The organism is Bacillus cereus group sp. MYBK5-2 (assembly GCF_051915685.1).
GTDB lineage: Bacteria > Bacillota > Bacilli > Bacillales > Bacillaceae_G > Bacillus_A > Bacillus_A cereus.
In genome coordinates this window covers 156,551-183,381 of sequence record NZ_JBQAFE010000005.1, presented here as the reverse complement: position 1 = coordinate 183,381, position 26,831 = coordinate 156,551, and the positions used below count along the sequence as shown (strand labels likewise).

The following is a 26,831-nucleotide window of genomic DNA, read 5'->3' as shown; positions in this document are numbered from 1 at the left end:
TGAACCTTACTCCATCTCTGCAAATACCATACGATCTTTTCCGTTAATATCGAAAACAACCTCAACATGAGCATGTGGAAAAGCTTGTTGTAACAATCTTTTTACATCCTCACCTTGTCCTACTCCAATTTCAAACGCCACAATCGCTTTCTTCTGCAACACATTCGGCAATTCTTCCATAAAACGGCGATAGAAATCTAATCCGTCTTCACCACCAACAAGTGCTCTCTTCGGCTCATGCTCTTTCACAACAGGAGAAAGACCACGCCAATCCTCTTCCGGTATATATGGAGGATTTGAAACAACAACATCTAACTTTTGACCCGTTTTATGAAATGGTGACAATAAATCACCGTGATAGAACGTTACTTCTGCACCTAAAGCTTTTGCATTTTCTTTTGCAACTTCAATCGACTCTTGTGCAATATCTACTGTATACACATGAAGATTTTTATTTTCTAAAGCCAGCGTAATAGAAATCGCTCCACTACCTGTACCTATATCTGCTACATGTAGTTTCTCATCACCAAAATGGCGCTCGATTCTTTCTAATACTCCCACTATAAGCTCTTCTGTTTCCGGCCTTGGTATTAATACTTCTTCATTCACAAAGAAAGACCGTCCATAAAACATTTCATAACCAATCATATATTGAATAGGAATACCTTCTACATGCTTATGGATAAACTCCGTAAAGCTTTTCTCTTGTTCCTCAGTTATTTCTTCACGCATATTCATAAGTAATCCTGTTCTGTTCACCTTTAATACATGACAAAGGACAATTTCTCCCGCATTTTCATCTCGTCCATTTTCCTGTAAAAAAGAAGAAGCCCATTTCAGGGCTTCATAGACACGCATTACTCAGCTGCCTCCATCTTTTGAGCCTGATCTTCCATCACTAAGGCATTGATGAAATCATCTAACTTACCTTGTAAGATTTGATCTAGCTTTTGAATCGTTAAACCGATTCGATGGTCTGTAACACGGTTTTGCGGGAAGTTATACGTACGAATACGCTCTGAACGATCTCCCGTACCAACAGCTTGTTTACGGTTTTGATCATACTCAGCTTGCGCTTCTTGTCTAAACTTATCATAAACACGTGCGCGTAATACTTTCATCGCTTTTTCTTTATTCTTGATCTGTGATTTCTCATCCTGACAAGATACAACTACACCAGTCGGTAAATGCGTTAAACGCACCGCTGACATCGTTGTATTAACGCTCTGTCCACCAGGTCCACTAGAAGCGAATGTATCAACACGAACATCTTTCTCATGAATATCAATTTCTACTTCTTCTGCCTCTGGTAATACAGCTACAGTTGCTGTAGATGTATGAATACGTCCACCAGATTCCGTTTCAGGAACACGTTGTACACGGTGAGCACCATTCTCGAATTTCAGCTTCGCGAAAGCACCTTTACCATTAATCATAAAGATAATCTCTTTATATCCACCTAACTCTGTATAGCTAGCCTCAATAATCTCCGTTTTCCAGCCCTGTACCTCAGCGTAACGGCTATACATACGGTATAAGTCACCAGCAAATAAAGCTGCCTCGTCTCCACCAGCAGCTCCACGAACCTCAACGATAACGTTCTTATCATCATTAGGGTCTTTTGGAACAAGTAAAATTTTCAGACGCTCTGATAATGTTTTATCTTGTGATTCTAACTCAGAAACTTCTTCTTTTACCATTTCACGCATTTCTGCGTCTAACTTATCTTCTAACATTGCTTTCGCATCTTTTAATTGCTCACGAACATCCTTATACTCACGATACACCTCTACCGTTTCCTGTATATCAGACTGTTCCTTTGAATATTCACGAAGCTTATTTGAATCACTAATAATCGCTGGATCACTTAACAATTCATTTAACTTCTCATAACGATTTTCTACAGCTTGCAAACGATCTAACACATCATTCACCTCTACATCCTAGTATCTAATACAAATAGTATATGGTACTTACTCAAAAAAACGCAAATTATATTTAAAAGCGCAAGCGGCTCACACCGCTCATTCTCTCTATTTTGAAAAAAACCCGCCTTGCGCAGCGAGTTTTACTTATCTTTGTTTGCAGGTACTGCATGACAATGACGACAACGTGGTTCATACGATTCTGAAGCTCCAACTAAAATAATTGGATCATCAAATGCCGCTGGTTCTCCATCAATTAATCGTTGTGTACGACTTGCTGGAGATCCACATACAGAACATACTGCTTGTAGTTTTGTCACATGTTCAGCAATCGCCATCAGCTGAGGAACTTGTCCAAATGGTAGACCACGGAAATCTTGGTCTAAACCAGCTACAATGACACGATAGCCACGATTTGCCAATACTTGCACCACTTCCACAATGTCCCCATCAAAAAATTGCACCTCATCGATTGCAATAACATCCAGCTCTTCTGTAATATGTTCAAATATATCCTTTGAAGCTGAAACAGGAACTGCTTTTACCTTTAATCCGTTATGTGATACAACATCTTCTTCACTATATCGATTATCAATACATGGTTTAAATACAATTGCATGTTGTTTTGCAAATTGCGTACGGCGCACACGGCGGATTAGCTCTTCTGACTTGCCAGAAAACATACTACCGCAAATCACTTCAATCCAGCCATTTTGATTTATTAAGTACATGAAGCTCTCCTTTCATCTACTTTTCAGTTAAAAGTAGGGTAAAGGTATAATATTTTCGCAAAAAAAACAGACAAGCGAATACATACACTTGCCTGTTTTATGTTTTTATTACTTAAGACCGTATTTCTTATTGAAGCGGTCAACGCGTCCGTCTGCAGTAGCAAACTTCTGACGTCCAGTGTAGAATGGGTGAGAATCAGAACTGATCTCAACTTTTAGTAATGGATAAGTGTTACCATCTTCCCACTCAACAGTTTCGTTAGATCCTTTAGTAGATCCGCTTAAGAATTTGAAGCCTGTGTTTGTGTCCATGAATACAACTTTCTTGTAATCTGGGTGAATTCCTGCTTTCATTCTTTTCATCTCCTTCCGCCCTGAATCATTTTCGAAACAGAGTTTTTCATCTTCAGCTGCATACACAACTATATTGATGAAACACATATGATGAAATTATAACAAGGCTAACTTCATTTTGCAACTACCTGTTTTTGTCTTTTGAAATTAAAAGTGTAGACGGCTCGTTTAGCTCTGACTGACTAAGGTTCTCTCGCACAAAAGGTGCTTTTTACCTTTAGTGCGGGAGGTTCTTAGACACGAAGAGCTAGCCGTCGGAACTAGATACAATTTAAAAGCAGAAGCGGCTCGTTCAGAATGGGAGGGGGATGGAGCTTCTGACGTAGAGGTGCTTTTTACCTCGTAGGAAGACGCGAAGCCACCGACCATTCTAGCCGCTGGAGCTGGATATTATCTTAAACGCTCAGCTCTGACCAGTTAAGGTTCTTTCGCCCTAAAGGTGCTTTTTACCTTTCGGGCGGAAGGTTCTTAGCTGCGAAGAGCTAGCCACCGGAACTGGATATCATTTAAAAGCAGAAGCGGCTCGTTTAGCTCTGACTGGCTAAGGTTCTCTCACTTATCTCTCTTTAATATCACCTAAACAGCATAAAAAACTCGCTTACTATAAAATAAGCGAGTCCTGATTTTTTTCCCTTTACTTAGTTGTTACATACCTTTTCGAGTCTGCAACAATGTTTTGTAAAAACTCTTCATTTGTCTTCGTTTGACGAAGCTTACGTAAGAAACTTTCAACAAAGTCTGGTGTATCACGCATTGTCTTACGAATGCCCCATAACTTGTCTAAATGTTCTTTTGGAATTAATAGATCTTCTTTACGTGTACCAGAACGACGAATATCAATCGCTGGGAAGATACGACGTTCAGCTAATGAACGATCTAAGTGAAGTTCCATATTTCCAGTTCCTTTAAATTCCTCGTAAATAACATCGTCCATACGTGATCCTGTATCAACAAGGGCTGTTGCTAAAATTGTTAAGCTACCGCCTTCTTCAATATTACGTGCGGCTCCAAAGAAACGCTTCGGTCTATGGAAGGCAGCTGGATCGATACCACCTGATAATGTTCTACCACTTGGTGGAATAACGAGGTTGTAAGCTCGAGCTAAACGGGTAATACTATCCATTAAAATGATAACATCTTTCTTGTGCTCTACAAGACGCATCGCACGTTCTAACACAAGCTCAGCTACTTTAATATGATTTTCTGGTACTTCATCAAAAGTAGAACTTACAACATCTCCTTTAACAGAACGTTCAATGTCTGTTACTTCCTCTGGACGCTCATCAATTAAAAGTACAATTAGTTCTGCTTCCGGATGATTTGTTGTAACACTGTGCGCGATTTCTTTTAATAGACTTGTTTTACCAGCCTTTGGAGGCGCAACAATTAAACCACGTTGTCCAAATCCAACTGGTGCGATTAAATCCATGATGCGTGTCGGTAACTTTTTCGGTTCCGTTTCCAATTTCATTTGGCGATCTGGGTATAATGGTGTTAATGCAGGGAAATGCACACGCTCTTTTGCTGAATCTGGATCATCTCCGTTTACAGCTTCAACTTGTAATAACCCAAAATAGCGTTCATTTTCTTTCGGAGGTCGTACTTTACCAGAAACCTTATCTCCATTACGTAAATCGAAACGACGAATTTGCGAAGCTGAGATATAAATATCTTCTGAGCTTGGAGAATAGTTGATAGGACGTAGGAATCCAAATCCTTCTGATTGAATAATTTCTAATACGCCTTCCATGAAAAAGAAACCTTCTTTTTCTGCTCGAGCTTTCAAAATAGAAAAAATCAGCTCTTTTTTTGTTAACTTGCTATAATACGAAATCTTAAATTCTTTCGCAAGCTCGTATAACTCTTTTAATTTCATGTTTTCTAATGCTGCAATTGACAAATTCATTCAGACACCACACTTTAACGTTATTCTCTTTTTTCATGGGTAAAGGGAAAAAATACGGAAGGCAAATAATTAATAATGAAAGGCAATAAGTTCAAGTAGGGTAATATTCACTATTGTAACCCTTTTATCTAGTTTTAATCAATACGTTGGAACACAAATACAAGAAGCGAAGACAAGAAAATTTGTCTTCGCTTCTTATTTAATTTAGTTCCAGCTCCGATAGTTAGAAAGATCGACCATTTTAACCTTTCTGAAGGAGCTGCTTACGCTTTTTATTTAATCTAGCTTCAGCAGCTAGAATGGTCGGTGGCTTCACTTCTTCCTGCGAGGCAAAAAGCGCCTCTACGTCAGAAGCTCCATCCCCCTCCCATTCTGAACAAGCTGCTTACGCTTTTTACTTAATAACCAAGTTCGGTTTTTTATTTAAGCTATGACGACCATCTACGAAGCGAACTGTGCCTGATTTTGCGCGCATAACAAGGGATTGCGTTGTTCCTACGCTACCTTTAAATTGAACACCGCGTAATAGTTCTCCATCTGTTACGCCTGTTGCTGCAAAGATTGCATCGTCACCTTTTACTAAGTCCTCCATGCGAAGGATACGATTAATGTCTTCTATGCCCATTTTTTTACAACGTGCTAATTCAGCTTCGTTTTGTGGCAATAGTTTTCCGTGAATTTCTCCACCTAAACATTTTAAAGCAACTGCTGCTAATACACCTTCAGGTGCTCCACCAGATCCAAATAAAATATCTACACCTGTACGATCAAACGCTGTATTAATCGCTCCAGCTACATCTCCATCATTAATCAATTTAATGCGCGCACCAGCTTTACGAATTTCTTCGATAATTTCTTGATGACGTGGACGATTTAAAACTGTCGCTACAACATCTTCAATATCTTTATTTTTCGCTTTCGCAACTGCACGTAAGTTATCAATAATAGGCGCATCAATGTCGACCGCCCCAACTGCTTCTGGGCCAACCGCGATTTTATCCATGTACATGTCAGGGGCATGTAACAAATTACCGTGGTCTGCAATTGCAATGACAGCAAGAGCATTCCAGCCACCAGCTGCTACGATGTTTGTCCCTTCTAAAGGATCAACCGCAACGTCTACACGTGGTCCATATCCTGTACCTAATTTCTCTCCGATATATAGCATTGGTGCTTCATCCATCTCACCTTCACCAATTACAACTGTACCTTTCATCGGAATTGTATCAAATACATCACGCATAGCTGATGTTGCTGCACCGTCTGCCTCATCCTTTTTCCCGCGCCCCATCCAACGCGCTGATGATAAAGCTGCAGCCTCTGTTACACGTACTAACTCCATAGATAAACTTCTTTCCACGATAATCCCTCTCCTTTAAGCCTTTATATTTCTGCCGTATTTTGTGAACCATGTTTTTCTATAAAGTGTACTTCCGCAAGTAGTGATGCTTCGCTTCCCCCTTGCGGAAGTATCACTTATGCGTTCTTCATTTCTTCAATTTCTTGCTTTGTCATTTGTTCTCGCCAAATGTTTGCACCAAGCCCTTTAAGCTTGTCCACTATATTCTCATAACCTCGATCAATATGCTCAAGTCCTGTTACTTCTGTAATTCCATCTGCCATTAACCCTGCAATAACAAGTGCCGCTCCTGCTCGTAAATCACTCGCCTTCACTTTTGCACCTTGCAGTAACACAGGACCAGTTACAATTGCCGAACGACCCTCTACTTTAATTTGAGCATTCATACGACGTAATTCATCAATGTGTTTGAAACGGGCACCGTAAATTGTATCTGTTACAACTCCCGTCCCGTGTGCCTTTGTTAAAAGCGTCGTAAACGGCTGTTGTAAATCCGTTGGAAAACCTGGATATACAAGCGTTTTGATATCAACTACTTTTAACTTTCTATTACCGTTCACCGTAATTTGATCATCGTTCGTTTCAACTTGAACACCAGCTTCTCTTAGCTTTGCAGTAACTGATTCTAAATGCTGAGGAATAACGTTATCAACCGTTACTTCTCCTCCTGATGCAGCTCCTAGAATCATATACGTACCAGCTTCAATACGATCTGGAATGATAGTATGGTGACAACCATGTAAAGAGTCAACACCATCTATTCGGATTACATCAGTACCAGCACCTTTAATACGTGCTCCCATGCTTGTTAACAATGTAGCTACATCAATGATCTCAGGCTCTTTCGCTGCATTTTCAATAACAGTTCTACCTTTCGCTCGTACAGCTGCTAGCATAATATTAATCGTAGCTCCTACACTAACAACATCTAAATAAATACGTGCCCCGCGTAGCTCATCTGCTCTTAAATAGATGGCACCTTGTTCATTCGTAACATGTGCACCTAGCGCTTCAAACCCTTTAATATGCTGATCAATCGGCCTCGGTCCTAAATGACATCCACCCGGAAGCCCAATAACAGCTTTTTTAAAACGGCCAAGCATTGCACCCATTAAATAATAAGAAGCGCGCAATTTTTTCACTTTTCCATTTGGCAAAGGCATTGCAACCATGTTAGAAGGATCGACTACCATCTCTTCCTCCTGTCCATAAGTTACTTTCCCTCCAATTTCCTCTAGTAAGTCTCCTAACATTTTCACGTCCGAAATATTAGGGACACCACCAATAGTTACTGGAGTATCTGCTAAAATTGTCGCTGGAATTAATGCAACGGCACTGTTCTTTGCACCACTTACTCGAATTGTTCCATTTAAAGCTCTTCCGCCTTCAATTAGCAATTTTTCCATATTGAGCTCCCTTCTTGTGAATGTATTTACTTTCTATCTTTTTATAGAAAGCTCCCCTTAAGAATCTCAATTACTCTTTCCATCCCAAAACTCAATAAATAGGAAACCATTATCTTCATTTCTCCTGTAGCACGAATAGATAAAGATCAACTATTCATCGAATTCACTTTATCAATTTAGATACGTTATCACATTTATTAATAGGACTATGCACATTATTTTCTATTTAAAAACCAAAAATGATAAAATCTTTAGACTTGTTCACGCTTTCATTATACAACGAAAGGAAACCGTCTAAAAGACTAGACGGTTTCCAAAACGGAATTTTATTCTTACGCTTTACCGTTAGAACCGAATTCGCGAATTTTACCAATAACAGTTGCTTTGATAGCGTCGCGGCCAGGTCCGATAAATTTACGAGGATCGTAAACTTCTTGGTCTTTGTTTAATACTTCACGAACAGCTTTTGTAAACTCGATTTGGTTCTCAGTGTTTACGTTGATTTTTGAAGTACCTAAAGAGATAGCTTTTTCGATATCAGCAGTTGGGATACCAGTACCACCATGTAATACTAAAGGTACGCCAGTGAAGTCACGAACTTGTTCCATTTCAGCGAATCCTAAGTTAGGCTCACCTTTGTAAGGACCGTGTACAGAACCTAAAGCTGGAGCTAGGCAATCGATACCTGTTGCTTCAACAAGGTGCTTACACTCTGCTGGGTCAGCGTAAATTACGCCTTCAGCGATTACGTCGTCTTCTTGTCCGCCAACTGTTCCAAGCTCAGCTTCAACAGATACGTTACGAGCGTGTGCGTATTCTACTACTTGTTTAGTAGTTTCAACGTTTTCTTCGAATGGGTGGTGAGAAGCGTCGATCATTACAGATGTGAAACCTGCATCAATTGCTTCTTTACATTTTTCGAAGCTTGAACCATGGTCAAGGTGAATCGCTACAGGAACAGTGATGTTCATTTCTTCGATTAAAGCTTTAACCATAGCTACAACTGTTTTGAAACCAGTCATATGACGAGCTGCACCCTCAGATACACCTAGGATTACAGGAGATTTTTCTTCTTCCGCAGCAGCTAAGATAGCTTGAGTCCACTCTAAGTTGTTCATGTTGAATTGACCAACTGCGTATTTTCCTTCTAGTGCTTTGTTTAGCATTTCTTTCATAGAAACTAAAGGCATGGTGAATCCTCCTAAAAAACGTTTTTTGTATCCGATAAGTTCTTATCGCTGGTAGTATGACCAGAATAAGGTAAAATATGTATATCTACATACCGGACTTTTTTCTACACTCAATAGGATAACAACTTGTACTCAAAAACTCAACCGTATTCACCTGCACAATAGTCCATGTAAACGCTTTTTTCCATATTTTTTATAAAAAATTCATTTTTACGCCTCTACAGCGAGCTCATTTCTCACAGCTTGACGAATTTCATCAATATCAAATGGTTTAGCAAAATGCATTAAAGCTCCTAAATCTTTTGCTTCTTGGATCATATCAAGCTCTCCATAAGCAGTCATTAAAATTACTTTAATACTCTCATCAATTTCTTTTACATGCTTTAAAATCTCTATACCATCCATGCCTGGAATTTTCATATCTAACACTACTAAATCTGGATTATCTTTTTTCACGATATCTAAAGCTTGAAATCCATTCGCTGCTTGGAATGTCTGATAACCTTCTTTTTGGAACACTTCATGTAATAACACACGAATCCCATATTGATCATCAACGATTAAAATTTTACCTTCCATAATTCCCAACCTTTCTGTGTAAGTACAAGATTTAAAGCTTCTTATATCTTAACGATTTATTTTCGCTATTCTTTGGCAAATTCCTTCCTATTCTTTCTTATTTTACCGTTTCCTATTTTGTTATGCTACCCTACGATTTCACCTTTCTAAAAAAATAAATTATAATGAAAGCCGGCAAACACGTACGAAGGGAGTAACATTATGTTAAAAATTTTTTCAACTCAATTAAGTGGTTATTTCTCCAGAGTTTCTAAAAAAGAAGAAATGAATATAGAAGATAGCGCTCGTTTACTTGCTCAAGCACTAGTTGGCGATGGTTTCATTTATTTACATGGTACAAATGAAATGGAGGGCGTTGTTGCCGAGGCACTATTCGGTGCTGAACCAATGAAGCAAGTAAAACGCTTATTTGAAAATGGTAAAGAAGCAGAAGTAACCTCTGCGGATCGTGTACTTCTTATTAGCCGTTTTTCAACAGATGAAGCGGTTGTAGAAATTGCAAAAAAACTACAAGAAGAGGGACACTCTATTGTGGGCATTTCTGCTCTTCAAGAAGGTACAGAATCACTGGAACGATATACAGACGTACATATTGATACAAAACTGTTAAAAGGTCTTATTCCAGACGATGAAGGTAATCGCTACGGATTCCCAAGTTTAATAGTAGCTTTATTTGCTTATCACGGGATTAAATTTACAATCGATGAAATGTTAAATGAATATTAAAAAAAGCGCCTTATTTCAGGCGCTTTTTTTATTACTTGCTCTCTTTATTCGTAATAGAAGCTCTTACGAAGTCATGGAACAATGGTTGTGGACGGTTTGGACGAGAAACAAGTTCTGGGTGGAACTGTGCTGCCACGAACCAAGGGTGGTCTTTTATTTCAATGATTTCAACTAGACGACCGTCTGGGCTTGTACCAGAGAATACAAATCCTTCTTTTTCCATATCCGGACGGAACTGATTGTTGAACTCATAACGATGACGATGACGCTCATATACAACCGGCTCATTATAAGCATTGTAAGCATTTGTTTCTTCAGCAAGCTTACATGGGTATAGACCAAGACGAAGTGTACCACCTAGGTCCTCTACATCTTTTTGTTCTGGTAATAAGTCGATGATTGCATATGGTGTGTCAGGGTTGATTTCAGAAGAGTTAGCACCTTCTAAACCTAATACATTACGTGCGAATTCGATTGATGCAAGTTGCATACCTAAGCAAATTCCTAAGAATGGAACTTTGTTTTCACGAGCATATTGAATCGCAACGATTTTACCTTCTACACCACGATCGCCGAAGCCACCTGGTACAAGAATACCGTCTGTATCGCCAACTAATTCTTTTACGTTTTCTGCTGTTACGTGCTCAGCATTTACCCATTTTACTTCTACATCTGTGTCGAATGAGTAACCAGCATGACGAAGTGCTTCTACAACAGAAATATAAGCATCTTGAAGTTCTACATATTTACCAACAAGAGCGATTTTTGTTTTCTTAGAAAGATTACGCACTTTGTTAACTAGAGCAGTCCACTCTGTCATATCTGCAGCTGGATTGTCTAATTTTAAGTGGTCACAAACGATTTGGTCCATGTTTTGTTCTTGAAGAGATAATGGAACCGCATATAAAGTATCTGCATCGCGAGCTTCGATAACTGCTTTTGTATCAATGTCACAGAATAATGCAAGCTTGTCTTTCATATCTTGAGAAACAGGCATTTCTGTACGAACAACGATAATGTTTGGTTGAATACCTAAGCTACGAAGTTCTTTAACACTATGTTGTGTTGGTTTTGTCTTCATTTCACCCGCTGCTTTTAAGTACGGGATTAACGTACAGTGAATGTACATTACATTGTCACGACCGATGTCGCTCTTAATTTGACGGATTGCTTCTAAGAATGGTAGAGACTCGATGTCACCAACAGTTCCACCGATTTCTGTAATAACAACATCCGCATTTGTTTCACGACCAGAACGATATACGCGTTCTTTAATTTCGTTAGTAATGTGAGGAATAACTTGAACTGTTCCTCCTAAATATTCACCGCGACGCTCTTTTTGAAGAACTGAAGAGTAAATTTTACCTGTTGTTACGTTGCTGTATTTGTTTAAGTTAATGTCGATAAAACGCTCATAGTGACCAAGGTCTAAGTCAGTTTCTGCGCCATCATCTGTTACGAATACCTCACCGTGTTGATATGGGCTCATAGTCCCTGGGTCTACGTTAATGTATGGATCAAACTTTTGAATCGTTACGTTTAAACCACGATTTTTTAAAAGTCTTCCAAGAGATGCTGCTGTAATACCTTTTCCTAAAGACGATACTACACCGCCTGTTACAAAAATATACTTAGTCATGAAAAAGCTCCCTTCTATTTTGCTGTTATATAATCACCGTTGCAAAGCGCAACGTATGTAGATAACACTGTATCCATCTTATTGTTAGACTCTTTTTATTTTCTAAACAAAAAACAAAAAAGAAAATTGCTCCCCTCATCACAAAAAGTAATAAGTAGGGAGCAATTTTCTTTTATATTTACACTTTAAAAGTATTATCGTCCTTTTTTAAAGAGCCCAAAAATGATTCTACATGGACGATAATGAAAAGTCAAGAACTACAGTTCTTCCTCTTCTTCTTCTTCAGTTTCGTCATACTCAAGTTCTTCTTCAGCGAAGTCGTCGTCATCTTCGTCTAAATCATCAAGATCGTCGTCATCTCCGTCTTCTTCTTCAAGAACCTTGTCCAAATCTTCTACATCATCATCTTCGTCTTCATTTACGTCTGCATCGTCGAAATCATCTTCATCTTCTTCAATGTAGTCGTCAAAACCGTCTTCTTCAACTTTACGTTTCTTCTTCGGTTTTGGTTGAGGCAAGATTTCTTCATCAATTTGCTCGTACGGGTACCAGCTGCGTAGCCCCCAACGATTTTCTCCTAAATTAATGAAACGTCCATCGATGTTTAAGTCTGTATAAAATTGTGCGATTTTCGCATTAACTTGCTCTTGAGATAGTCCCAGCACTTGAGCGATTTCTTGAACCAACTCGTTGAATGTCGTTGCTTGTTTTTTATCCCCTAAAACGCTATGTACAACTTCAATCATTGAACATTCTTTTAGCTCTTCTGGTGAATATTGCTTAAAATCCACTTATGCGGCACTTCCTTTCATCAAATATAACCTTATATATAACGGCCTGCTTAAAAAAATCCATACTATTCATTATAAACAAAAGTCGCACAAATATGCTACAAAAAAAACGGGAAACTTTTATAGGGTAGTAAAATTATAATTTGTCTGTTCCTTATTTCGGAAGCATATGGGCCCCTTGCAATACATACCTAATTTGCATTTCTGTATATTCTTCGAGCGTATACAGTTTTTGCAGCGCCCAGCGTCTAAATCCCCACATCTGTCCTTGTATAAAAATATTATGGGCAAGAAGCTGTATTTCTTTTTTATTTAATGTAAATGTTCCATTTTCCGTACACTGTTCTAAAATATTCTCGAACATTCCTACCATTTGAAACTCCTTTTCTAATACATACGGAAGTGATTCTTTCGGTAAAAAGCGTACCTCTTGATACATTATCAATACTTCTTCCTGTAATTCGTCCATCACTTTAAAGTAATTCGTTATTGCTATCTTTAAACTTTCTACACTCCCTTTTTCTATACAAACTACTTCCTCTAATCTTTCTTTTACATGTTCATAAATACTATCACAAACTAAATACAAAACATCATCTTTTGTACGAATGTACTCATAAAGTGTCCCTATACTAAATCCAGCCGCTTTTGCAATTTCTCTCGTTGTTGTACGCGGAAATCCTTTTTGTTTAAACAGTTGCACCGCACCTTTAATCATTTGCTCACGTCTTAACGCAACTAATTTTTCATCTTTCACCGATGCATGTACATTATGTTTAACCATTCCCTTCACCTCTCTCTATTATTTTTTGGAAGGAAAAAGCGTAGGAAAATACCTACGCTTTCGTTCCTACTTCGTTAACATACGAGAAATTACAAGCCTCTGAATCTCTTGTGTTCCTTCATATATTTGTGTAATTTTTGCATCTCGCATATAACGCTCTACTGGATAATCTTTCGTATAACCGTAACCACCAAATACTTGCACCGCTTCAGTCGTCACCCTCATCGCTGTATCTCCTGCAAATACTTTTGACATCGCTGACTCTTTTCCATACGGAAGCCCTTCTGATTCAAGCCAAGCCGCTTGATATGTTAAAAGGCGTGCCGCTTCTACATCTGTTGCCATATCCGCAAGTTTAAAGCCAATCCCTTGCTGCGCCGCAATTGGTTTTCCAAATTGATGGCGCTCCCTTGCATATTCTACAGAAGCATCTAAAGCCCCTTGTGCAATACCAACAGCTTGCGCCGCAATACCGTTACGACCTCCATCTAATGTTTGCATCGCAACTTTAAACCCTTGCCCCTCTTCTCCAAGTAGATTCTCTACAGGAATACGGCAATCTTCAAACATAATTTCAGTCGTTGGTGAAGAGCGAATCCCTAGCTTGCTCTCCTTCTTCCCAACTGAAAATCCCGGTGTATCACTTTCTACAATAAATGCACTCGTACCGCGCTGCTTTGATTCAGGATCAGTTAGCGCAAAAACAACATAAATATCAGCAATACCGCCATTTGTAATGAAAATTTTTGATCCATTTAAAATATAATGGTCTCCATCTCTCTTTGCGATTGTCTTCATTCCACCAGCATCCGATCCAGATCCTGGCTCAGTTAAGCCGTATGCACCAATTTTCTTTCCTTCAGCCATCGGTCGTAAAAACTTTTGCTTTTGCTCTTCCGTCCCAAATTTAAAAATTGGCCATCCCGCAAGTGAAGTATGCGCGGACAGTGTTACGCCTGTTGAAGCACAAACGCGGGATAATTCTTCAATAGCGATTACGTACGCTAAGTAATCGCTTCCAATTCCACCGTACTCTTCAGGCCACGGAATACCGGTTAAACCAAGCTCTGCCATTTGATCAAATAATTCTCGATCAAATCGCTCTTCCTCATCACGCTCAGCTGCTGTTGGTGCCACTTCATTTTTAGCAAAATCTCGAACCATTTTTCTTATCATTTCATGTTCTTCTGATAGTTTAAAATGCATCTCCGTCTCCCCCTCGCCCTTTTATAAAGCACGGCTAATAACAAGTTTCTGTATTTCACTTGTTCCTTCATATATTTGCGTGATTTTCGCATCACGGAAAAATCGTTCTACTGGATAGTCTTTCGTATAACCGTAACCACCAAACACTTGCACCGCCTCAATCGCGACTTCAACCGCTGTCTTAGAAGCAAATAATTTCGCAATAGATGCTTCTTTACCGCATGGTAATCCCTGTGCCCTAAGAGATGCCGCTCTATATACGAGTAACCTTGCTGCTTCGACACTTGTTGCCATATCTGCAAGCTTGAAGCCAATCCCTTGCTGCGCCGCAATTGGCTTCCCGAATTGCTCTCTTTCTTTTGCATAATCAATTGCACAGCCAAGCGCCGCTTCAGCAATTCCTAACGCCTGCGCACCGATTCCAATTCGCCCAACATCTAAATTCGCCATCGCCACCTTAAATCCTTGTCCTTCTTCCCCAAGTAAATTCTCAGCTGGCACTTTCATATCTTCAAAAGTAAGTTGTACTGTACGAGAACCGAGAAGTCCCATCTTATGTTCATCTTTTCCGATGATTAAACCAGGTGTATCTTTCTCTACTATAAATGCAGAAATACCACTTTTTCCTGCCTCTGGATTTGTAGAAGCGAATACAATGTATGTACTTGCTTCACCACCATTTGTAATAAACACTTTCGATCCATTAATAATATAATGATCACCTTTTTTCACAGCTCTTGATTTCAAACTCCCTGCATCTGATCCTGCATTTGGCTCTGTTAAAGCAAATGCACCTAAATATTCCCCGGTTGCAAGTTTAGAAACATATTTTTTCTTCTGTTCTTCTGTTCCGAAATATAAAATCGGATTCATTCCAACTGACGTATGTACAGCTAAAATTACACCAACTGTTGCACTTACCTTTGAGATTTCCTCAATTGCTAGAATGTAAGATATAAAGTCCATTTCTGCCCCACCGTATTTTGCAGGCGCTGGAATACCCATTAATCCAAGCTCACCCATCTTTTGCAAAATCTCTTTCGGGAACACCCCTTGTTCCATACTAGGAACAAAGGGAGCTATTTCCTTCTGTGCAAAATCCCGAACCATTTTCCTCATCATTTGCTGCTCTTCATTAAAACGAAAGTTCATATATTCCGCCTCCATTTGCTATATATCCTTTAAATAATTTGGTAAGACCACTATGTTGTAACAAAGGGGGCATTTATTCGTAAACGTAGAATCCACGACCTGTTTTACGCCCTAACCATCCTGCATTCACATACTTACGTAATAACGGACATGGGCGATATTTACTATCTCCTAATCCTTCATGCAACACTTCCATAATGTATAAACACGTATCTAAACCGATAAAATCGGCGAGTGTCAAAGGCCCCATCGGATGGTTCATACCAAGCTTCATGACTTCATCAATTGCTTCTTTCGTCGCTACACCTTCATATAACGTATAAATTGCTTCGTTAATCATCGGTAGCAAAATGCGATTTGATACAAAACCTGGGAAATCATTCACTTCAACTGGTACTTTCCCAATTTTTTTCGTAATATCTTCAATTGCTTCATATACCGCATCATCGGTAGCCAAACCACGAATAATTTCAACAAGCTTCATAACTGGAACTGGATTCATAAAGTGCATACCGATTACTTTTTCCGGACGCTTCGTTACCGCTGCAATTTCTGTAATTGGCAGAGATGACGTATTCGTCGCTAAAATTGCGTGTTCTGGAGCAATTTCATCTAGATTCGCAAAGATTTTCTTTTTAATATCCATTTTCTCAACAGCTGCTTCAATAATAAGATCCGCTTCTTTCACACAATCTAAATCAAGCGTTACTGTAAGACGATTCAATGTGGCTTCCTTCTCTTCTTCCTTCATACGTTCTTTTTCTACTTGGCGTGCTAAGTTTTTCGTAATGATAGCCAATCCTCTATCTAATTGCTCTTGCTTTAAATCTTGTACCTTCACGTCATATCCTGCCATTGCACATACTTGTGCAATTCCTGATCCCATTTGCCCTGCACCAATTACAACAATGTTTTGTACACCCATTTTTTCTTCCCCCTTAATTGTTAATAAATTTTATACCCTCGAACTTTAATTAGTGAACTTCAATCATCACTGCATCCCCTTGACCGCCACCGCTACAAATCGAAGCAATTCCAATTCCGCCGCCGCGCTGCTTAAGTGCATGGATTAGTGTAACGATAATGCGCGCTCCGCTTGCTCCAATTGGATGTCCCATCGCTACCGCGCCGCCATTTACATTCAATTTTTCCGGATCAATTCCTGCGATTTCTGTACTTGCAATTGCTACCGCTGCAAAGGCTTCATTAATCTCGAATAAATCAATGTCTTCAATTGTCTTTCCTGTTTTTTCAAGCAATGCGTTAATTGCATAACCTGGAGTTCTTGGGAAATCTTTAGATTCCACTGCAATTGCTGTATGCGCCAAAATTGTCGCTAATGGCTTTCTTCCTTCTTGCTTCGCTCTGTCTTCGCTCATTAATACAAGTGCGGCACCACCATCGTTTAGTCCTGGCGCATTACCAGCTGTCACCGTCGCTGTCTTATCAAATACAGGTTTTAACTTTGCTAACTTTTCAATCGTTGTATCTTCACGTGGCGCCTCATCCTTTGCAACGACAATAGGATCGCCTTTTCTTTGCGGAATCGTTACTGGCACGATTTCCTCTTCAAAACGCCCTTCTTTATGCGCTGAAACCGCACGCTGATGGCTACGATATGCCCATTCATCTTGCGCTTCGCGAGAAATTCCATCTTCCTTTGCAACTTCTCCGCCATAAACGCCCATGTGTGTACCTGAAAATGCGCATGTTAAACCGTCAGCAACGTTTAAATCAATAACTTCGTTGTTGCCCATTCTGTATCCCCATCTTGCTCCACGTAAAATGTAAGGACTGTTACTCATCGACTCCATACCGCCAGCTACAATCAGTGATTGATCGCCAGTACGAATAATCTGATCCGCTAACGTAACCGCACGAAGCCCTGATGCACAAACTTTATTCACTGTTTCCGTCTGCACTTTCCAAGGGATTCCAGCAGCCCTCGCAGCTTGGCGCGATGGAATTTGTCCCTGCCCACCTTGAATAACCGTTCCAAATATAACTTCTTCAACATCACTAGCCGCAACATTTGCTCTTTCAAGCGCTGCTTTAATTGCAATTCCTCCAAGTTCCGTCGCTTTTACATCCTTTAAAGATCCTCCAAATTTTCCAACTGGTGTTCTTGCAGCACTTAAAATAACTGTTTTACTCATTTTTCTTTCCCCCATTTCATTTTTTAACACTGAGCGCTCGCTCGGTATCCCTACGTTGAGAAGAGGTGCAATCATTGCACCTCTTTCTAAAGTTGTATACATTCTTACAAACTACATCGCTTCTTTTTTCTGTCCGATAACAGATCGTTCTAAAATCTCTGTCACATCAAGAGTTTGAACTTTCTCTTCTACCTCTTTTGCTTTCGTTCCATCACTGATCATCGTTAAGCAATATGGACAACCTGTACCGATAATAGATGGTTGTACAGCTAATGCTTGTTCTGTACGAGCAACGTTAATACGAGAACCTGTTGTTTCTTCCATCCACATTAAGCCACCACCTGCGCCACAGCACATTCCAGTTTCACGGTTACGTGCCATTTCTACAAGATTCACTCCAGGAATCGCTTTCAAAATGTCACGTGGCGCTTCGTACACTTCGTTGTATCTTCCTAAATAACAGGAATCATGGTACGTAACTGTTTCTTCAATAGCATGAACAGGCTTTAAGCGCCCTTCTTTCACCCACTGAGCTAACAATTCTGTATGATGATAGACTTCTGCTTGCAAGCCAAAGTCCGGATACTCATTTTTAAATGTGTTATAAGCATGAGGATCAATCGTAACGATTTTCTTCACTCCTGCCTTTTCAAATTCTTCGATATTCTTTGTCGCCATCTCTTGGAATACAAATTCATTTCCGAGGCGGCGTGGTGTATCTCCAGAATTCTTTTCTTTATTACCGAGAATTGCGAATGAAATGCCTGCTTCGTTCATTAACTTCGCAAACGATATCGCAATCTTCTGACTACGATTGTCGTATGATCCCATTGAACCAACCCAGAATAAATACTCGAATTCCTCCCCAGCTTTTGATTTTTCTTTTACAGTTGGAACTGTTACTTCATCATCACCTTGGCGCCATGTTTCACGCTCTTTACGGTTCAGCCCCCACGGATTTCCTTGACGCTCGATATTTGTCATCGCGCGTTGTGCTTCCGCGTCCATTTTCCCTTCAGTCAAAACGAGATATCGACGTAAATCAATAATTTTGTCAACATGCTCATTCATAACTGGGCATTGATCTTCACAGTTACGACACGTTGTACATGCCCAAATCTCTTCTTCTGTAATAACATCTCCGATTAAACTCGGATCGTAAGCGAGCGTTGTAGACGCTGATTCTTGTTGTCCTTTTCCAGCTGCCATCATCGCTAACTGATTTCCTTGTGTATTATTGAAGGCAACTACTGGAACCCACGGTGCTTTTGATGTTACCGCAGCTCCTTTATCAGTTAAATGATCGCGAAGTTTTAAAATTAAGTCCATCGGCGATAACATTTTTCCTGTTCCTGTTGCCGGACACATATTTGTACAACGGCCACACTCTACACAAGCGTATAAGTCAATAAGTTGATTTTGTCTAAAGTCTTCAATTTTACCAACACCAAATGTTTCTTGCGTTTCATCTTCAAAATCAATCTTTTCAAGCTTCCCTGGGTTTGAAAGACGACCGAAGAATACATTAGCTGGTCCTGCAATTAAATGCGCATGTTTTGATTGTGGAACATACACTAAAAACGTTAACAAAATTAGTAAATGCACCCACCAAGAAAAATAGAACACTGAAATGGCTACGGTTTCATTTATCCCGCTAAAAACGTAAGCGATTGCAGAAGCAATTGGTTCACTCCATGAAAGCTCCTCGCCATGCCATATAAGTCCCATACCGTTACCAAGTAGCACAGAAATCATTAAGCCACCGATAAAGATAAGAACAAGACCTGATTTGAAGTTACGTTTTAAACGAACAAGCTTTTCTACATAACGTCTATGAAAAGCCCAAAATACTGCAATTAAAATAACAAGTGTAACAATTTCCTGGAAGAATGTAAATGCAGGGTATAGTGGTCCAAGTGGAAGATGTGATCCTGGTGCGAGTCCTTTCCAAACGAAGTCAATTGCTCCAAATTGGACAAGAATAAATCCGTAAAAGAACATAACGTGAATGATGCCGCTTTTCTTATCTTTCAGCAGCTTTTTCTGACCGAAAACATTGACCTTAAGGAGATCCCAACGCTCTTTAAAACGACGGTCAAATTCAATTTTTTTTCCTAATTGTATGTAGGCCATTCTCGTCCGTATAAGATATACAAACAAATATCCTGCATAAGCAATAACAGCAATGGCAGCCAGCCAATTAATGATCAGTAAGCTATTCATTTTTATGCTACCCCTCTCTTTGTAAGCCTTCTTTCTTTTTTGAATCTTCAAAAATATATAATTTTCTGAATTATATCCCCTATCCCCATTATATAATGAGTGAGCATTCAGTCAACAGTTTTTTGTTATAGAACAACACATTTTTTCATAAAGCTGTTTATTTCGGTGAAACTATAAAGTGAAACTTTAATCAGCAGGGGTAGTTCATCCCCCGCTGATTATTAGTTGAACCAATCGGGCTTTTACGGGCAGTTGATTTCCAAACTAGCTTCTGCTTATTCATCAATTTTTGAAATAGGAAGCTTACTGCCCGTTAAAGCGAGATAAAGTGACACTTTAACCAGTACAAGATCCATCCTCTAAAGAAATTTATAATAACAGCCGTGCTACCCGTATCATTTGTAACACACTGAAGGTGAAAAGAATGCGAAGGAGGGAATTCACTAATGCTCTACTTATCTCTTTTGTTAATATCCGTTGCTCTTTGGATTACAATTGACCTTTCATACGGGAGACTTCTTCATTTAAAACGAGTAAGCTCTCGCACTTTCCCTTTACGTCAAAGTGATTTTCACCTTTATACATACGGGAAAGATTTGTATGACGCTTTATTTACTGATATAAAACAAGCACAGCATCACATTCATATTTTATTCTTCATTGTAAAAAACGATAAAATCAGTCGTGAATTTTTAAAATTGCTGATTGATAAGGCTCAGGAAGGAATTGAAGTACGACTTTTACTTGATCGATTTGGCAGCCATTCTTTATCAAACGAAGCTATTCGCTCCCTGCAAAAGCATGGTGTATCTTTTTCATTTTGTCATAAGGTAAAATTTCCTCTGCCTTTCTTTTCTGCCAATCAACGAAATCATAGGAAAATTACAGTGATTGATGGGAAAACCGGCTATATCGGGGGATTTAATATCGGTGAAGAGTATCTAGGGCATAATGAATATTTAGGATTATGGCGAGACTACCATTTACGTCTTACAGGAGAAGGGGTTCAAGATTTACAAAAGCAATTTTTGCATGACTGGTTTGATGATACGAAACAAAATTTATTAGATGCTTCTCTTTATTTTCCAAAACAAAACCCAGGTACCATCCTGCATCAATTTATTCCGACTGATGGGGCTTATTTACAGCATACTTTTTTACATTTAATTAATGCGGCAAAAAAAGAAATCTGTATCGGTACACCATATTTCATTCCTGGAAAAAAAATTATGAATGCCTTATTAAAAGCAAGAGAAAGAGGGGTTCAAATCACAATTCTTGTTCCAGAAAAAGCTGATCACCCTCTTGTTCGAGAAGCCAAATTTCCGTACTGCCGAAAATTAATACAGGCTGGTTGCAATATTTATGCATTTCAACAAGGTTTTTTTCACGCCAAAATTATTATAGTAGACGATGATATTTGCGATATCGGAACAGCAAACTTTGATATGAGAAGTTTATATATTAACCATGAAATAAACTGCCTGTTATATAATAAACATTTCATTCAAACAGTAAAAAAGAAATTCCATGAAGATCTAGAGAATGCATCTGTACTTTCCTATAGCGATGTAAACCCGCCTTCTCTTATCGATAGAGGAAAGGAATGGATTGGAACAATGTTTGCTTTCTTTTTATAGGAAAGACAATGAATAAAAGAGGTGTATCTCATATGCTTATACGGTTTGGATATGTCTCACATGCAATGGCACTCTGGGACTGTTCTCCTGCCAAAACAATGACGTTTACAAGCTTTAAGAAACTCAGCAAGCAAGAGCGAGAAGACAAACTGTACCATGTTATAAGGCAAAATTTAGAGCACACAATACGTATCCTTCATTACAATATAGCGCATGAAATCCCACTATATCGCCTATCGTCTTCCATCGTCCCACTTGCAACACATCCCGAAGTCGAGTTTGACTATATTGGGGTATTCACACCACTTTGGTGTAAAATAGGGGCTTTAATTAAAGAACACAATTTACGAATAAGTTTTCATCCAAATCAATTTACGCTATTTACAAGCGACAAGCCACATATTACTACTAACGCTATTACGGATATGACTTATCATTATAAAATATTGGATGCTATAGGCATTGCAGATTCTTCTTACATTAATATTCATGTAGGTGGAGCCTATGGAAATAAAGAAAAGGCAATTGAGCGCTTCCATGAAAACATAAAAAAACTTCCTACACATATAAAAAAACAAATGACTCTTGAAAATGATGACAAAACCTATACAACCGCTGAAACTTTATCAATTTGCCAAAAAGAAAATATTCCATTTGTATTTGATTATCATCATCATATGGCCAATCTTTGCGAGGAACCACTAGAAGAGTTGCTTCCTGCAATTTTTGAAACTTGGTCACATACAAATATCTCTCCTAAAGTTCACATTTCCTCCCCGAGATCGGAAAAAGAATTTAGGGCTCATGCTGAATATATCGATTTAGAGTTTATTAAGCCTTTCTTACACATTGCAAAAAAACACAATCATAATTTCGATATTATGATTGAAAGTAAACAAAAAGACTTAGCATTATTCCAATTAATAGATGAACTTTCTGCTATAAGAGGAATTAAAAGAATAAGTGGTGCAATGTTACAGTGGTAAATTGTAACTTTGCACCATTTTTTCAAAAAAGTAATTTTTATAGTAAAAAACATCCTATTTTATATGCTATTATTTAAATTAGCATTCCCTCGAGATTCAACTTTATTGAAACGGAGTCATAATATGATTAATCAAAAAAAATATGTACAATTTGTCATAATATACATATCTATATTTGCTCTTTGGATACTCTTTATTCCAAATGAGTCGCATATAAAGGAGATTGGAATTCTTTTCTTATTCTGTTTCGCTGCACTTTTTTCTTGTCACTGTTTATATAAAGCTATTAAGAGAATGAAACGCAGTGATAAACTATTTTGGATTTTATTACTATGTACTTGCCTATGTGGATTAGTTATGGAGATAACCCTATTTCTTAGTTCACTTTCTATACATGATCAATCTATATTTTCATATAAAGCATTACCTTTTTTTATCATACAATATATTTTGCTCTTTGTTGGATTTGCTATAAAGTTTATAAAAAATTATTCTATTAAGGGGCTTTCTCAATTTTCATTCGATAGCATCTTTATTATTATTATGAACATTTATTTCACCTTAACTTTTATCTTAGACCTTTCAAGCTTCCGCATGTTAACAAAGGATACTTGGATTTTAATTGGGTATTTCATTGCACAATCATTAGTAATTTACGCCGTTATTAGCCTATATAGAAGAGAACAATATTCTTCTAGTAGAATTGCATTAATTATCGGTTTCACTATTATACTCGTATACGGTTATATTCATCTGTTTCAATTGAATTTTGGGATGAAAACTTCTGCTGAAATTAATTATTTAATACACACTGCTTCTATTTTATTAATTGGACTTTCTTCCATACTATATATTTTAGATAAACCAATGCAGCATGAAACGAAAACAAAATATTATCGATTCGATTATGTACGTTTTATACTACCTTATTTTAGTATAATTATTACTTTTTCTTTTATTATCATTCAACCTTGGGATGATAAATTCATGTTAATCGGTCTCGTATTATCACTTATTTTGTTATTCTTGCGGCAACTTTACATGTGGAAAGATAATCAAGCACTAATTCATACATATGAACAGTTGACTACACAACTAGAGGGCGAAGTTGAAGAAGGTGCATTTGCATTATCAAAAAGTGAACAACGTTATAAATCTTTATTCGAGGACCATCCCGATGCCGTTTTCTCTTTAAATATGAATGGCATTTTTCAACAATCTAATAAGGCGTGCGAAAGCTTATTTACTGCCTATTATTGCGAAGTGGCAAGCTATTCTCTGGTACACTTCATTGATTCAAAAGACCACGAACTACTAAAGAAGGCTTTACAAATTACAAAGGAAGGTAGGCCACAAACGTTAGAAGTTCGTACAAAAGAACAAGAAGGCTATTATTATTATCTCCATATTACACTTATCCCTACTTTTATAAACAAAGAAGTGGTCGGAATGTTTGGGATAGCACGTGATATTACCACCTTATATGAAAAACAAAAACAAGTAGAACATTTAGCCTTTCACGATGCACTTACTGGATTACCAAATCGTCGAAAGTTCGAAAAAGATTTAAAAGCCATTTTAAATACAGCCCAAACTAACGCAAATGATGTCGCCGTCATATTCCTTGATTTAGATCGATTTAAAAAAATTAACGATAGACTTGGCCATGACGTTGGAGATTTATTATTAATTGAAGTAGCAAAAAGATTACGCGGTTGCTTGCGTTCAAAAGATATCGTCGCTCGCCAAGGTGGAGATGAGTTTACAATTCTATTACCAGAAATGTACTCAGAAAAAAGTGCAATTTTTATAGCTGAACAGATTTTAACTATTTTAAACAAACCATTCTTCATTCAAGGCGAAGAACTCTCTATTACACCAAGTATCGGAATTGCGATGTACCCTGATTATGGAACTGATGTAAATGAGTTAATGAAAAATGCTGATATGGCTATGTATCGTGCGAAAGCAAATGGAAAAAACAGATTTGTTTTCTTCTCAAAAGAAATGAGTATCGCTCAAAATGAAATTCAATTCTTAGAAGGTGAACTTTCAAAAGCATTACAACAAAATGAATTTTTCCTTGAATACCAGCCACAAGTAAGCACAAAAACAAAACAAATTATCGGTTTTGAAGCATTAATACGTTGGAAGCATCCAAAACTCGGTATCGTATCTCCTGCCCAATTTATCCCTCTAGCAGAGGAAACTGGTTTTATTATTGAACTTGGCAATTGGATTTTACGTACTGCTTGTTTAGAGGCAAAAAGATGGCATAATCAAGGTTTCTCTCACTTAAAAGTTGGTGTAAATCTATCTGTTGTTCAATTTAACCATGCAGATTTAATCCCAACTATTTCAAAGGTATTGGAAGAAACAGAACTGAAACCAGAAGCACTAGATATTGAAATTACGGAAAGCATCGCAATTAATCAAAATCAATCTGTAGTTGCAAAACTCGAACAACTTCAAAATCTCGGTATTCAAATTTCAATCGACGACTTTGGAACTGGTTATAGTTCTTTAGCTTATTTAACAAAATATCCAATCAACACATTAAAAATCGCTCGAGAGTTTATTTGTGGAATTACAACTAGCCCTTTAGAAGAAGCAATTGTCTCTTCCATTATTACACTATCAAAACAACTAAATTTAAAAGTGATTGCAGAAGGTGTAGAAACGGAAGAAGAATGGGAATTTTTACATAAACAAAATTGTGATCACATTCAAGGATTCTTTATTAGCAAACCTGTTTCTAGTAAAGACGTTTGGATGTTACTCCATAAAAAAACAACCGTCTAAGTAAGACGGTTGTTTTTTTTAAAACTCAAAAGGCATATCTGAAGCTAATTGTACCTCTTGATCATCATGAGAAATTACTTGGCTTTTCTCTAAAGCTGTATCCGCTAATGAAATACCCCATGTCATTGCTAACGTTAATAGACTACCGATAAGTAGTTTCTTCATATTCCATCACCCACATTTTTTCTTTTAATATATCATGAAAATTTATCCATACATTATGCAATTATGCATATTTAGTTTTTACGTTATTTTATTTCGTCATTTTTTTCATAAACTTTTCTTTATACGTATGCATTTCTAGTATATCAAAAAAGAAATAAGCTTTTTCATAAGCTTCTTCACTCTCTACCTCATCGTAGCCTAGCTTTTCTAAACATTCACCTTTTTGATAGTATAGCTGCCCAATCAATGCCATACTATTAATTCGACACGATATTTCAATAGCTTTATTTATTTGATAAAGAGCCTCTTCATATTGATTATCTAAGTATAATGTTTTCGCATAATTATGTCTTACCTTCACATCAAACTCTTTATTTTCAGGTAATGCCTCTAATTGCTTTAATATACCTTCAAATAACTCCATGCCCTTCTTAAAGTAACCATTTTCAGCATAAATATTTGCAATTGCATTCTCTATATAAAGATTTTGGTACACATCAATCCCAGTTAATTGTTGATTTAACAATTTTTTCAATTCTAAAATACAATATTCATAATCACTTTTCTTCAATACATACGCTGCTACATGATATTGCCATTGAAGAAATTGCTGAAACTCAGGATGATATTCTTCCTTTTTCAACTCATTCCATACTTTATTATAAATTTCTTTATATTTCTTTTGCTTACAAAGCATAATGATTTGATCTTTTAACTGCTTTTTCCTCTCAATATCGGAATAAATGAGTACCTCATAAAAATGAATAATGGGAACTTGTAACTTTGCTGCAATACCTTGCAATATATCCATACTTGGGTATACCGCACCCGATTCAATTCTGCTCACTTCCGATTGATGACATATGTTCTCGGATAACTGTTTTTGTGTTAATCCTCTCAACACTCTAATTTTCTTAATTTCACTTCCTAATTTCTCTGCGTGCATACTTACTCACCATCCCATTATAACAATCTAATTTGTTAAGTTGTCATACCACTACAATAATGTGAATTCGACAATTTTTGATATGAAATAATGCATAATATATATAAAATTCGGCAAATTTTTCATACAATTCATCTCACATACAATAATAGATTAGGAGTGTT

Annotated in this window: 23 protein-coding genes; 4 read left to right on the top strand and 19 right to left on the bottom strand. The window is 37.7% G+C overall.

From position 1 onward, the window contains the following. Positions 1–6: 6 nt before the first annotated feature. The 9 genes from prmC to spo0F form a co-directional block, all read right to left on the bottom strand. The gene (gene prmC / locus ACTFP3_RS18720; RefSeq protein WP_001267065.1) at positions 7–858 is read right to left on the bottom strand and encodes a peptide chain release factor N(5)-glutamine methyltransferase; all 852 of its coding nucleotides are present in this window, start codon (positions 856–858) and stop codon (positions 7–9) included. After that, on the bottom strand, positions 858–1,925 hold the full coding sequence (gene prfA, locus ACTFP3_RS18715; protein WP_000887064.1) for a peptide chain release factor 1: 1,068 nt from the start codon (positions 1,923–1,925) through the stop codon (positions 858–860). The genes prmC and prfA overlap by 1 nt, the downstream gene beginning before the upstream one ends. Positions 1,926–2,068: 143 nt before the next feature. Next, positions 2,069–2,656, bottom strand: coding sequence for a thymidine kinase (locus ACTFP3_RS18710; protein WP_000280859.1), 588 nt, complete (start codon positions 2,654–2,656; stop codon positions 2,069–2,071). Between the two features lie 108 nt (positions 2,657–2,764). Then, the gene (locus ACTFP3_RS18705) at positions 2,765–3,010 is read right to left on the bottom strand and encodes a type B 50S ribosomal protein L31 (RefSeq protein WP_000643433.1); all 246 of its coding nucleotides are present in this window, start codon (positions 3,008–3,010) and stop codon (positions 2,765–2,767) included. Between the two features lie 634 nt (positions 3,011–3,644). Beyond that, positions 3,645–4,916 (bottom strand): transcription termination factor Rho, encoded by a 1,272-nt coding sequence (gene rho / locus ACTFP3_RS18700; protein WP_001053903.1) that lies wholly within the window; start codon positions 4,914–4,916, stop codon positions 3,645–3,647. 394 nt (positions 4,917–5,310) lie between these two features. Then, a complete protein-coding gene (glpX, locus tag ACTFP3_RS18695) occupies positions 5,311–6,276 on the bottom strand; it encodes a class II fructose-bisphosphatase (RefSeq protein WP_000442340.1) in 966 nt (321 codons plus the stop codon). Between the two features lie 116 nt (positions 6,277–6,392). After that, positions 6,393–7,682 (bottom strand): UDP-N-acetylglucosamine 1-carboxyvinyltransferase, encoded by a 1,290-nt coding sequence (gene murA, locus ACTFP3_RS18690; protein WP_000413254.1) that lies wholly within the window; start codon positions 7,680–7,682, stop codon positions 6,393–6,395. Between the two features lie 332 nt (positions 7,683–8,014). Further along, positions 8,015–8,872 (bottom strand): class II fructose-bisphosphate aldolase, encoded by an 858-nt coding sequence (locus ACTFP3_RS18685; protein ID WP_001131855.1) that lies wholly within the window; start codon positions 8,870–8,872, stop codon positions 8,015–8,017. Positions 8,873–9,082: 210 nt separating this feature from the next. Then, positions 9,083–9,451 carry a sporulation initiation phosphotransferase Spo0F gene (gene spo0F / locus ACTFP3_RS18680; protein ID WP_000398594.1) on the bottom strand — a complete coding sequence of 123 codons (369 nt, stop codon included), beginning with the start codon at positions 9,449–9,451 and terminating at the stop codon, positions 9,083–9,085. 201 nt (positions 9,452–9,652) lie between these two features. On the opposite strand from spo0F, the gene ACTFP3_RS18675 reads away from it, so the two are divergent. Next, entirely contained in the window at positions 9,653–10,177 is a 525-nt protein-coding gene (locus ACTFP3_RS18675; protein ID WP_326035762.1) for a DUF2529 domain-containing protein, read from the top strand. A gap of 31 nt (positions 10,178–10,208) precedes the next feature. Here ACTFP3_RS18675 and pyrG read toward each other — a convergent pair whose 3' ends face one another. The 8 genes from pyrG to ACTFP3_RS18635 form a co-directional block, all read right to left on the bottom strand. Continuing rightward, positions 10,209–11,816, bottom strand: a complete 1,608-nt coding sequence (gene pyrG, locus ACTFP3_RS18670; RefSeq protein WP_000170459.1) for a CTP synthase — start codon at positions 11,814–11,816, stop codon at positions 10,209–10,211. Between the two features lie 257 nt (positions 11,817–12,073). Beyond that, a complete protein-coding gene (rpoE, locus tag ACTFP3_RS18665; protein ID WP_000346278.1) occupies positions 12,074–12,607 on the bottom strand; it encodes a DNA-directed RNA polymerase subunit delta in 534 nt (177 codons plus the stop codon). A gap of 154 nt (positions 12,608–12,761) precedes the next feature. Continuing rightward, entirely contained in the window at positions 12,762–13,391 is a 630-nt protein-coding gene (locus ACTFP3_RS18660; protein ID WP_326035761.1) for a TetR/AcrR family transcriptional regulator, read from the bottom strand. A gap of 66 nt (positions 13,392–13,457) precedes the next feature. Beyond that, complete coding sequence (acdA, locus tag ACTFP3_RS18655) at positions 13,458–14,597, bottom strand: acyl-CoA dehydrogenase AcdA (RefSeq protein WP_000545544.1); 1,140 nt, start codon at positions 14,595–14,597, stop codon at positions 13,458–13,460. Between the two features lie 21 nt (positions 14,598–14,618). Beyond that, complete coding sequence (locus ACTFP3_RS18650; protein WP_001011179.1) at positions 14,619–15,749, bottom strand: acyl-CoA dehydrogenase; 1,131 nt, start codon at positions 15,747–15,749, stop codon at positions 14,619–14,621. A gap of 73 nt (positions 15,750–15,822) precedes the next feature. Continuing rightward, entirely contained in the window at positions 15,823–16,674 is an 852-nt protein-coding gene (locus ACTFP3_RS18645) for a 3-hydroxybutyryl-CoA dehydrogenase (RefSeq protein WP_326035760.1), read from the bottom strand. A gap of 49 nt (positions 16,675–16,723) precedes the next feature. Continuing rightward, complete coding sequence (locus ACTFP3_RS18640; protein WP_326035759.1) at positions 16,724–18,007, bottom strand: acetyl-CoA C-acetyltransferase; 1,284 nt, start codon at positions 18,005–18,007, stop codon at positions 16,724–16,726. Between the two features lie 9 nt (positions 18,008–18,016). Further along, positions 18,017–20,128 carry a heterodisulfide reductase-related iron-sulfur binding cluster gene (locus ACTFP3_RS18635; RefSeq protein ID WP_001086776.1) on the bottom strand — a complete coding sequence of 704 codons (2,112 nt, stop codon included), beginning with the start codon at positions 20,126–20,128 and terminating at the stop codon, positions 18,017–18,019. A 446-nt stretch (positions 20,129–20,574) separates the two neighbouring features. On the opposite strand from ACTFP3_RS18635, the gene cls reads away from it, so the two are divergent. From cls to ACTFP3_RS18620, 3 genes are all read left to right on the top strand, one after another. Beyond that, positions 20,575–21,768 (top strand): cardiolipin synthase, encoded by a 1,194-nt coding sequence (cls, locus tag ACTFP3_RS18630; RefSeq protein ID WP_000966423.1) that lies wholly within the window; start codon positions 20,575–20,577, stop codon positions 21,766–21,768. Positions 21,769–21,800: 32 nt separating this feature from the next. Continuing rightward, positions 21,801–22,754: a UV DNA damage repair endonuclease UvsE gene (gene uvsE, locus ACTFP3_RS18625; RefSeq protein WP_326035796.1), complete on the top strand. Its 954-nt coding sequence runs from the start codon at positions 21,801–21,803 to the stop codon at positions 22,752–22,754. Positions 22,755–22,877: 123 nt separating this feature from the next. Beyond that, the gene (locus ACTFP3_RS18620; protein ID WP_440010970.1) at positions 22,878–25,556 is read left to right on the top strand and encodes a DUF4084 domain-containing protein; all 2,679 of its coding nucleotides are present in this window, start codon (positions 22,878–22,880) and stop codon (positions 25,554–25,556) included. A gap of 18 nt (positions 25,557–25,574) precedes the next feature. Here ACTFP3_RS18620 and ACTFP3_RS18615 read toward each other — a convergent pair whose 3' ends face one another. After that, positions 25,575–25,721, bottom strand: a complete 147-nt coding sequence (locus ACTFP3_RS18615; RefSeq protein ID WP_000734744.1) for a quorum-sensing peptide PapR — start codon at positions 25,719–25,721, stop codon at positions 25,575–25,577. 88 nt (positions 25,722–25,809) lie between these two features. Then, positions 25,810–26,667 (bottom strand): helix-turn-helix domain-containing protein, encoded by an 858-nt coding sequence (locus ACTFP3_RS18610; protein ID WP_000542908.1) that lies wholly within the window; start codon positions 26,665–26,667, stop codon positions 25,810–25,812. Positions 26,668–26,831 lie beyond the last annotated feature (164 nt).

Excerpts from the sequence above, each read along its gene's own strand:
- ACTFP3_RS18635 (WP_001086776.1), bottom strand. The coding sequence starts at position 20,128 with ATGAATAGCTTACTGATCATTAATTGGCTGGCTGCCATTGCTGTTATT.
- pyrG (WP_000170459.1), bottom strand. The coding sequence starts at position 11,816 with ATGACTAAGTATATTTTTGTAACAGGCGGTGTAGTATCGTCTTTAGGA.
- ACTFP3_RS18645 (WP_326035760.1), bottom strand. The coding sequence starts at position 16,674 with ATGGGTGTACAAAACATTGTTGTAATTGGTGCAGGGCAAATGGGATCA.
- ACTFP3_RS18685 (WP_001131855.1), bottom strand. The coding sequence starts at position 8,872 with ATGCCTTTAGTTTCTATGAAAGAAATGCTAAACAAAGCACTAGAAGGA.
- spo0F (WP_000398594.1), bottom strand. The coding sequence starts at position 9,451 with ATGGAAGGTAAAATTTTAATCGTTGATGATCAATATGGGATTCGTGTG.
- uvsE (WP_326035796.1), top strand. The coding sequence starts at position 21,801 with ATGCTTATACGGTTTGGATATGTCTCACATGCAATGGCACTCTGGGAC.
- ACTFP3_RS18660 (WP_326035761.1), bottom strand. The coding sequence starts at position 13,391 with ATGGTTAAACATAATGTACATGCATCGGTGAAAGATGAAAAATTAGTT.
- rho (WP_001053903.1), bottom strand. The coding sequence starts at position 4,916 with ATGAATTTGTCAATTGCAGCATTAGAAAACATGAAATTAAAAGAGTTA.
- ACTFP3_RS18620 (WP_440010970.1), top strand. The coding sequence starts at position 22,878 with ATGATTAATCAAAAAAAATATGTACAATTTGTCATAATATACATATCT.
- acdA (WP_000545544.1), bottom strand. The coding sequence starts at position 14,597 with ATGCATTTTAAACTATCAGAAGAACATGAAATGATAAGAAAAATGGTT.
- ACTFP3_RS18615 (WP_000734744.1), bottom strand. The coding sequence starts at position 25,721 with ATGAAGAAACTACTTATCGGTAGTCTATTAACGTTAGCAATGACATGG.
- cls (WP_000966423.1), top strand. The coding sequence starts at position 20,575 with ATGCTCTACTTATCTCTTTTGTTAATATCCGTTGCTCTTTGGATTACA.
- ACTFP3_RS18610 (WP_000542908.1), bottom strand. The coding sequence starts at position 26,667 with ATGCACGCAGAGAAATTAGGAAGTGAAATTAAGAAAATTAGAGTGTTG.
- ACTFP3_RS18710 (WP_000280859.1), bottom strand. The coding sequence starts at position 2,656 with ATGTACTTAATAAATCAAAATGGCTGGATTGAAGTGATTTGCGGTAGT.
- ACTFP3_RS18705 (WP_000643433.1), bottom strand. The coding sequence starts at position 3,010 with ATGAAAGCAGGAATTCACCCAGATTACAAGAAAGTTGTATTCATGGAC.
- ACTFP3_RS18650 (WP_001011179.1), bottom strand. The coding sequence starts at position 15,749 with ATGAACTTTCGTTTTAATGAAGAGCAGCAAATGATGAGGAAAATGGTT.
- murA (WP_000413254.1), bottom strand. The coding sequence starts at position 7,682 with ATGGAAAAATTGCTAATTGAAGGCGGAAGAGCTTTAAATGGAACAATT.
- ACTFP3_RS18640 (WP_326035759.1), bottom strand. The coding sequence starts at position 18,007 with ATGTATACAACTTTAGAAAGAGGTGCAATGATTGCACCTCTTCTCAAC.
- prmC (WP_001267065.1), bottom strand. The coding sequence starts at position 858 with ATGCGTGTCTATGAAGCCCTGAAATGGGCTTCTTCTTTTTTACAGGAA.
- ACTFP3_RS18675 (WP_326035762.1), top strand. The coding sequence starts at position 9,653 with ATGTTAAAAATTTTTTCAACTCAATTAAGTGGTTATTTCTCCAGAGTT.